1 protein-coding gene is annotated in these 1,501 nt (G+C 63.0%); it reads left to right on the top strand.

The window, feature by feature from the left end; genetic code table 11:
• Positions 1–1,501 (top strand): SNF2-related protein (locus tag AC2VNK_RS04215; RefSeq protein ID WP_486882934.1); only part of this gene is annotated, 1,501 nt, incomplete at both ends.

The following is a 1,501-nucleotide window of genomic DNA, read 5'->3' as shown; positions in this document are numbered from 1 at the left end:
CACCCACTGGTACAATTTTGAAGGCGCTTTACGCCGCCCACCCAGCTTTATTGACGAAACGGACCAACGTGCCTTGCGGCGCCTGCTGCTGGAAGACCCTTACGCCAGCCAAACCGGTGAATTTGACCTCGGCCCCCGCCATGGCGCCGCTGCGCTCACCTTGCTCGCGGGCACAGGGCGCCTCTTCGGCAACGCACTGACCAACCCGGCCCTGCGCCTGGGCGACAACCGGCCCGGCACTCTGACCTGGAACGTCAGCAAGGGTGGAGAGCAATATCCGGCATTGGCAACCACGCCACCCGCCGGCGGCTACCTGCCACTGGATATTACCTGGTATCTGGATGGAGAAACCCAGGAAATCGGCCCGATCGACACGGATATGCCGGTCACCGTCCTGCGCGATCTGTTGCAGGCACCACCCCTCAATGCGCAAGAAGCCAGCCTTTTGCGTGAGGTGCTGGAACAGTCGGCGCCTGGCCTCCCCGCACCCGTGACCGATCCCGAACAGGAGTTACGGGAGATTGCTGCGCCTCTGCAAGCCCTGCTCTGGTGTGACACCCTGGCCCTCCTCGGCATTCAGGCACACCGCAACTATGCAGGCCAATGGAGCCCTACCTGCCGCTTCGACTATGCGCAACCCGCTTTTGTGTATGGTCCCGCACACATCGCCATAGACGACGACAGTGCCATCCAGACCCTCAATAATGGCGAAATGGTCCGCATAAAACGCGACACAGCAGCCGAAAAACGGGCGCTGCAGGCATTGGGTAAAACCGGCTTGAAGCCCGTCAAAGCCAGTATCTTCCACAGCCTGTCGCTGCTGCCGCATCCCATCTATGGCCTGGCCAGTGAGGCCGACTGGGACGGATTCATGACGACGGGCGTTGATGCACTCCGCGACCAAGGCTGGGAAGTGCGCTGGCCTGATGGCTTCCGCCACTACTTCCTGCAAGTGGACGAATGGGATATGCAGGTGGATGGCGCCGAAGAGGGCTGGCTGGGTCTGGATGTCGGCGTCGTGGTGGACGGCAAACGGCTGGCACTGGCCCCCCTGCTCGGCGCCCTCTTCACCCGCGATCCGCGCTGGCTGAATCCGGGTGGCCTCAGCACTATCCCTGACGATGAGCACATTCACCTGCACACCCCGGCGGGTATCCCGATCCAGACCACGGCGGATCGCCTGAAGCCACTGGTCGGCACCCTCATCGATCTGTTCAGCCTTGGCGCTTCAGGCCCTCTGCGGATGTCCGCCTTTGATGCGCCGCGCCTCGCCCGGTTGGCGGATAGCAGCCAGTGGCGTAGTGAGGGTATGGATGCCGTGCGTGCCCTGGCCAAGCGCCTGCCCCAAAATGGGGAGATTACACCCGTCGCCCTGCCCGCAGGTTTCGCCCTCCCCCTGCGCCCTTATCAGCAGGATGGACTCGCCTGGCTGCAATTCCTGCGCGAGCATCATTTGGGCGGCATTCTCGCGGACGACATGGGTCTCGGCAAAACCGCGCAA

Source organism: Acidithiobacillus sp. TH-A35 (assembly GCF_057473505.1).
Note: the sequence above shows the minus strand (reverse complement) of the source record. Positions and strands in the feature narration are given on the sequence as shown.